Source organism: Thermococcus sp. (assembly GCF_027023865.1).
In the GTDB taxonomy this organism is placed as follows: domain Archaea; phylum Methanobacteriota_B; class Thermococci; order Thermococcales; family Thermococcaceae; genus Thermococcus.
The window spans coordinates 1-6,435 of record NZ_JALVUC010000017.1 but is presented as its reverse complement, the minus strand read 5'-3'; the positions used below and the strand labels follow the sequence as shown (position 1 = coordinate 6,435).

Annotated in this window: 9 protein-coding genes and 2 pseudogenes; 8 read left to right on the top strand and 3 right to left on the bottom strand. The window is 52.2% G+C overall.

The features are described 5' to 3' along the window. The 3 genes and pseudogenes from MV421_RS05450 to MV421_RS05440 all read left to right on the top strand — a co-directional run. A pseudogene (locus tag MV421_RS05450) lies at positions 1-508 on the top strand (hypothetical protein); the annotation flags it as partial. A gap of 174 nt (positions 509-682) precedes the next feature. Further along, on the top strand, positions 683-1,147 hold the full coding sequence (locus tag MV421_RS05445; RefSeq protein ID WP_297418808.1) for a Mut7-C RNAse domain-containing protein: 465 nt from the start codon (positions 683-685) through the stop codon (positions 1,145-1,147). Then, a complete protein-coding gene (locus tag MV421_RS05440) occupies positions 1,144-1,851 on the top strand; it encodes a 6-hydroxymethylpterin diphosphokinase MptE-like protein (protein WP_297418802.1) in 708 nt (235 codons plus the stop codon). The genes MV421_RS05445 and MV421_RS05440 overlap by 4 nt, the downstream gene beginning before the upstream one ends. Here the strand turns inward: MV421_RS05440 and MV421_RS05435 are convergent. Further along, on the bottom strand, positions 1,835-2,662 hold the full coding sequence (locus MV421_RS05435; RefSeq protein WP_297418800.1) for a hypothetical protein: 828 nt from the start codon (positions 2,660-2,662) through the stop codon (positions 1,835-1,837). The two genes, MV421_RS05440 and MV421_RS05435, sit on opposite strands and share 17 nt — an antisense overlap. Positions 2,663-2,724: 62 nt before the next feature. On the opposite strand from MV421_RS05435, the gene MV421_RS05430 reads away from it, so the two are divergent. Further along, positions 2,725-2,940, top strand: a complete 216-nt coding sequence (locus MV421_RS05430) for an LSm family protein (RefSeq protein ID WP_297418797.1) — start codon at positions 2,725-2,727, stop codon at positions 2,938-2,940. Between the two features lie 9 nt (positions 2,941-2,949). Next, positions 2,950-3,684: a molybdopterin-guanine dinucleotide biosynthesis protein B gene (gene mobB / locus MV421_RS05425; RefSeq protein WP_297418795.1), complete on the top strand. Its 735-nt coding sequence runs from the start codon at positions 2,950-2,952 to the stop codon at positions 3,682-3,684. A 112-nt stretch (positions 3,685-3,796) separates the two neighbouring features. Here mobB and MV421_RS05420 read toward each other — a convergent pair whose 3' ends face one another. Beyond that, on the bottom strand, positions 3,797-4,018 hold the full coding sequence (locus MV421_RS05420) for a hypothetical protein (RefSeq protein WP_297418793.1): 222 nt from the start codon (positions 4,016-4,018) through the stop codon (positions 3,797-3,799). Between MV421_RS05420 and MV421_RS05415 the strand changes: the two genes are divergently transcribed. After that, positions 4,017-4,166, top strand: coding sequence for a hypothetical protein (locus tag MV421_RS05415; protein ID WP_297418791.1), 150 nt, complete (start codon positions 4,017-4,019; stop codon positions 4,164-4,166). The genes MV421_RS05420 and MV421_RS05415 overlap by 2 nt on opposite strands. Positions 4,167-4,561: 395 nt before the next feature. Here MV421_RS05415 and MV421_RS05410 read toward each other — a convergent pair whose 3' ends face one another. After that, complete coding sequence (locus MV421_RS05410; RefSeq protein ID WP_297418789.1) at positions 4,562-4,711, bottom strand: hypothetical protein; 150 nt, start codon at positions 4,709-4,711, stop codon at positions 4,562-4,564. A 118-nt stretch (positions 4,712-4,829) separates the two neighbouring features. Between MV421_RS05410 and MV421_RS05405 the strand changes: the two are divergent. Continuing rightward, positions 4,830-5,581, top strand: a pseudogene (locus MV421_RS05405) (hypothetical protein). A gap of 1 nt (position 5,582) precedes the next feature. Further along, positions 5,583-6,435: AAA family ATPase (locus tag MV421_RS05400; protein ID WP_297418785.1), on the top strand; the 853-nt coding region annotated here is incomplete at its 3' end.

Sequence of the window (6,435 nt, the reverse complement as noted above, 5' to 3'; positions counted from 1 at the left end):
GAACCCTCGCCGTTCACGACGGGAAGGAGGTCAGTCTCTGAAGTTCCACGCAATGTTTGAGATAAAATATGAGTTTATAAACTCCTCCTGTAAAATGACCGACTGGGAATCCTACGCGGATTTGCTGGTCTACGGCGCACTAGACGATCTCCTAAAGGACAACAAAAGTGGCGCCCTCGAACTTTACTCGAAACTCCTCATGATGTGGGACGGGAACGGTTTCAGGGATAAGGCCTTTAATGGAGTATATCAGACTTACAAGTGCGCCCTCTTTGTCTACCTCTATCGTGTGCTGGGAAAGCCCGATGAGGGCAGGAACGCTTATCTTCGCTGCCTACACATTATTTCGTCCCTTCAGGCTCGGGATGGTGGGATAATCACGGGCTATCGCGTTGAGAACGGTAGAATCATTCCAATCGGGGATACCAACACGGAAACGACCTCAATGGTCGTCCTCGCACTCTACTCAGACTATCCCGAGATGATTGATAGGGGAGGTCAGAAGTAGGGCACCGTCCAGCAGAAGGTGGGGATTGTCCTCCTGCCTCTCCATCCCTCCGGTGTCGTAGAGGATTATAGCACCTTTTCGTTCTTCCTCATGTAACCAGGATCTTGACTTCCCCGTAGTACACCGACCACCGGAAACACTTTAACCCGAGTGGATGAATGCATTTCGATAGTCATGCGCTTTATAGCTGACATGATGCTCGGCCGCCTGGCCCGTTGGATGAGGCTTTACGGCTACGACACGCTCTACGGGATCGAGGACGACGATGAGATAATCCGCGTTGCCCTCGCCGAAGAAAGAACCATCCTCACCAGGGATTCGGGGTTAGCGAATAGGGCCAGAAAGCTCGGCGCGAAAGTTCTCCTTCTCGGATCGAACTCTCTTGAAGGACAGGTTGGGGAGCTTAGGGCAATGGGAATCGAGTTCAATGAACTTTTCCCTGCCAATGCCCGCTGTCCCAAGTGCAACGGCCCTTTAAGGCGCACCTCCAAGGAGAGGGTCAAAGGTAAGGTTCCGAAGAGTGTTTATGAGAAATACGACGAGTTCTACGTCTGTGAGAAATGTGGTCAGATCTACTGGCCCGGCTGGCAATGGAGGGAGATGCTGAAAATCGATAAAAAGCTGAGGGGAGAGAAATGAAGTGGGAAGAATGGGAGCCGTTCTACAGGCGCATCGTTCGGGAAATGGGTTACTCCGTTGAGAAAGACAGGAAAGCGGCCCAAATTCTCCGCGCCCTCCTCTTTGAGGGAGACGAATACCTCACGGCAGACGAGCTTTCCTCCATCGTCGGAAGAAAGGCATACGTCTTCGGTGCAGGTCCAAGCCTTGAGAACGCCCTGAGAAAGTTCGACTTCTCCGATGGAACGCTCATAGCGGCCGACGGTGCAACCTCAGCTTTGCTTGATGTCGGGATGACCCCAGACATCATAGTCACAGATTTGGACGGCAGGATTCCAGACCTGAGGCTGGCGAACGACCGCGGTTCCTTCATGGTGGTTCATGCCCATGGAGATAATATCGACAGACTTACCTCTTACGTGCCCTTCTTTTCCCGGATTCTGGGCACCTGTCAGACGGAGCCGCTCGACATCGTATACAACTTCGGCGGCTTCACCGACGGCGACAGGGCCGTCTTTCTGGCAGAGGCCCTTGGAGCGGGGGAGATAACTCTGGTTGGCTTCGACTTCGGAGAGACCGTCGGGAAGTGGAGCAAGCCGTCCCTCAAAGAGCACTCCCCCGTCTGGGAGAGCAAGAGGAAGAAGTTCTTCTTCGCGGAGGAGCTCTTGAAGTGGCTTGAAAAGAATGGAATGGCAAGGATAATGTACTTCAGGCCAAATCCATGAGCTTCTTGACCTTTCCGGCTTTTATCTCGACGTAGCTGAGTTTCTTGAGGAAGCGGAGAACCTCTTCGAGCGCCTTTGGGGAGTAGTTGATGACAAGTGTTCCCTTCGGCGTTGGAATCGCTATCGGCGCTGCCCTGGTGAAGCCTTTGACGAGTTCACCAAGCTCCATCCTCTCGTTGCCGAGGCTCTTGAGTATCTCGCTCGCGAGGATCGCCCTGCCGACGAGGGCGAAGTAGACCCTCAGGAGTGTATCCTCCGGGAAGTAGCGTGATGCGATTTTTCCAAGCGCGTTTATCTTCCCCATGTCAAGCTCGAGTATCTCGAACTCGTACTCCATCGTCAGGTCAGCGAAGGCGAACTGCTTCGCTATCTTCTCGGCGCTCTCGGGGCTGTGGACGAGGTTGAATGGGAACTTGAACTCGAAGTGAAGTTTTGTGACGTCAACGCCTTCCTTAAGCTTTATCATCCCCTCTTCGTAGTTTATTGCCCCATTCCTCGTTAGCTGGTCGAGGATTTCAGCCACCCACGGTCCCTCGTTAAGAAGAACCTCAAACTTCTCGCCGACCTTTATGTGCTCTAGAATGTGGTTGAGGTTCTCTTTGAAGGATGTGAAACCCTCTGTGAGGGCCTCCCTGTCGGCTCCTTCAATAGCGTCTATCTGTGCCCTTATTTCCTCAAGCGTGCCCTCGAGCATGTATCCAACGAAGCTCTCATAGGAGAGCCTCTCGCTGAGTTCGAACTTTATTCCTTCCCTCTTCAAGTCCTCGAGAAACGACCTCTTAACCGCCTCATTCTTCGTCATGAACCTCATTCTATCACCGAACCGGAAACCGTTAAAAGCCTTATAGACTTTTGCTTTCTGGAGGTGAGGGGATGGGTGAAAAGCAGTACCTCCTCGACAGGACGCTTGAAAGCTGGAAGGGAAAGCGCGTTGCCCTCTCTGTCAGCAACGAGCACTCGTTCACCGGAATCCTCGAGGACTTCGACGAGGAGGTTATCCTACTGAGGGACATTGTGGACATAGCCGGGAACCGGGCGAAGGGGCTTGTGGTTAAAATCGAGGACATGAACTGGTTAATGCTCCTCTGAGGTGGTGTTATGAGGGCCGTTGCCTTCGTTGGCTTCAAGAAAAGTGGAAAAACGACGACGGTAGAGGCCGTCGCCAGAGTCCTGAAGGAGCACGGTTACCGTGTGGTGATAGCTAAGAGTATGCACGCCGACTTCGACAGGGAAGGAACGGACACCTGGCGTTTTTCCCATGTGGTCGATTCGGTTCTTGTGAGGGCAAACGATACAGATGCGCTTCTCTTTAGGGCGAGGGACATAAATGCGCTCTTTTCAATGGTCAATGCTGACTTCATTCTACTTGAGGGTTTCAAATCGATAAAGCACGTCCCCAAGGTGATATGTGCGGGGAGCGAGGAGGATGTGAAGGAGCTGAACGATGGACTGGCGATAGCAGTGAGCGGAGTCATAGCATCCTCTGGTATGGAAAATATTGACGGCCTGCCGGTTGTAGATGCCACAAAGGAGCCCGAGAGGCTTGTGGACATCGTGGAGAAGCGCGCCTTTATGCTCCCGAACATAGACTGCGGCATGTGCGGCTTCACCTGTGGGGAGATGGCTAGGATGATAGTTGCTGGAGAGAAGACTCTAAAGGACTGCGTTGTTCTCAGTTCAAAGCCCAAAGTAACGGTCAAAATCGACGGCCAGGTTCTCCCGATGAAGGACTGGGTGCAGGATCTGGTCGAGAAGACTGTTAAGGGTATGCTCTCGGCCATGAAGGGCTACCGTGAGGGGGAGAAGATTGAGATTGTGATACGGAGTGATTAATGGCCTTCCCTTTTCTCCCATATGAGAGTGAGTGGGATATATCAACTATCTTGACTTCATATCCCAAATCTCCCCTATGGCTTCAATCACCTAACGGAACCACCTCTTAAACTCAGTTGGGGGAGTTGAGCAGGCTCGTGACAAAACGCACCTCATTAACCTGAATACCTCTCTCCTCCCTACCTCCCGAAGAGGAAGCCTCACACCTCCACTCTTTTCTGCCGTTCTGATAATTGACTTTAAATTCTCTTATCGAATCATCAACTTCATGTCTATATTCCCCCGTTAGACTTATAAACTTTGAACGAATGACAAAAGCCGCTGGTGATATCATGAAGTGGTCCCTGACACTCTACGGTGGGGAAAAACACGGCCAGACGATAGTTTTTGAAACCGAAACAGCGGATGAGGCCCGGCGCTTCGCGAAGCGGGAACTCCGGCGGAAGGACGCAAGGATATACGAGCTTGAGAAGCTTGAATGATTTCCCTGTTCTTATTCTCCCCTGTTTTCACCGGACAGTGTGACTTCTGTGCCACATTGATGCCCTTTTCTGCTATGAATGGTAAGCAGGGCACATTAGATTACCAATCAACCTGAGATCCTTTCTACCTGCTCCTACCTGGCAGAAACACCCCCCACCGTTTTCCACCACATCGTTGATGAGATCATAGACGGCCGCTTATTCCTCATGATGAGTGACTCCCTCGTTGGACTGGGGGAGCCCTGATGGGCTAACAACAACCCCCTCTGCAGCAGAAAGAATCTTGTGGATTTTGGAAGCTGATAAAAGACCGCGGTAAAAAATCGAATGAAAACTCCCTTCAAACACAGCCTACTGATCAGGAGAGATAAAATCACCTCCATAAAAGCCAAAGCTCACCATTCATCGTCTTCGTCCCAATCCTCGTCTTCCCAGTCGTCCTCGTCGAAATCGCTATCCTCAAGCTCCCACTCATCCTCAAGGGGTTCCTCCTCAAACTCGTCAAGCTTCTTCTTTTTCTTGGGAGGTTCCATTCCCATCCCCATTTCTACTCGGTGGGAGGAACTTAAAAACTTTTTTCCAAGCTAAAGGAGACCCAATGGGACTTATTCTCAAATAAGCGCCTTAAGAAAGGTTTTTAATCAGTGCCTCCAAGTGCTTACCATGAGGGTTGCGATTGTAACGGGGGACGCGAGGATATATTATCGGGCGGCGAAGACCCTGAAGGAGTACGGGATTCCCTTTCACAGCCTCGGCTCAGAAGATGAGATTCCGCTGGATGTAGAGGTTGTGCTGACCTCCAAGGAGGAATACGAAAGAATGGAATTCCCTGCCAAAGTGATCGTGAGGGAGGGATTCATCGACGAGCTGCTCATGAGACTCAACGGAACGGGCCGCTTCAGGAGAGTCTACATAGCCATAGACCCCGGGGAAAGGCCGGGGGTAAGTGTTATAGCCGACAACCGCGTGCTCGAAGTGTACCACCTGCGCAATCCCCGGGATGTCAGGGTTATAACGGAGCTGCTTGAGAAGTACCCCAGTTCGAGGATAAAGATAGGCCACGGGGCGAAGAGACAGAGGATAATAATGCTGAAGGCCCTCGGAGAGACCCTCGGTTACGATCACCCCATCATAGTTGTGAACGAGAGGAGGACAACACCCAAGGTGGGGGGATTAGACGTCTCACAAGTTCAGGACATAGTCGCGGCCATAAACATCGGACTCCGGGAGGGAAGAAATACGAGTATAGGTGCCTCCTTGATGTTGGGGAGCCGACGAAGCACGAGATCGAGCATATAAAAAGGAAAAGCCGCGAGCTGAGCGGGAACATCACGATATCGTCTGGTCTGGCCAGGGAAGTGGCCCTAGGAAACCTCACGCTTGAAGAGGCAATAGAAAGACAGAGGAGGGGTTGAGATGATCTTCGGTAAAGGGGATGAAAAGTATGAGAAAATCAAGCTCCGCGTTGCAGAAGCTTTGAAAAGGGACGTTGGCAGGGGGATCGTCCGCTTTGACAGGAAGTATCAGAAGCAACTGGGTGTGGAGCCTGGCGACATCGTTGAACTAATCGGAGAGCGCTCAACCGCGGCAATAGTAGCCAACCCGCACCCCGATGACAAAGGACTTGACATAGTAAGGATGGACGGTTACATCCGGAGAAACACCGGGGTAAGCATAGGAGACTACGTCACGGTCGCCAAGGCCGAGGTTCAGGAGGCCAAGAAAGTCGTTCTGGCGCCTGCCCAGAAGGGCGTCTTCATCCAGTTGCCAGGTGAAATGGTCAAGGGGAACCTGCTCGGAAGACCAATAGTCAAAGGCGATCTCGTTGTGGCGAGCAACAGGAGTGAGAACTACTACGGCGGTTCGCCCTTTGACGACCTTCTCAGAGGGCTCTTCGAGGCCATGCCCCTCGGCTTCGGCGAGCTTAAGTTCGTCGTTGTGAACACCGTCCCCAAGGGAATCGTCCAGATAACCTACAACACCGAGGTTGAGGTTCTACCGCAGGCGGTCGAGATTCGTGAGGAGGCGATTCCAGAAGTTACCTATGAGGACATCGGCGGCTTAAGCGACGCAATACAGAAGATCAGAGAGATGGTCGAGCTCCCGCTCAAGCATCCAGAATTGTTCGAACGCCTTGGAATAGAGCCTCCGAAGGGTGTTCTGCTTTATGGTCCTCCTGGGACGGGTAAGACTCTGCTCGCCAAGGCCGTCGCCAACGAGGCCAACGCGCACTTCATAGCCATCAACGGTCCGGAGATAATGAGTAAGT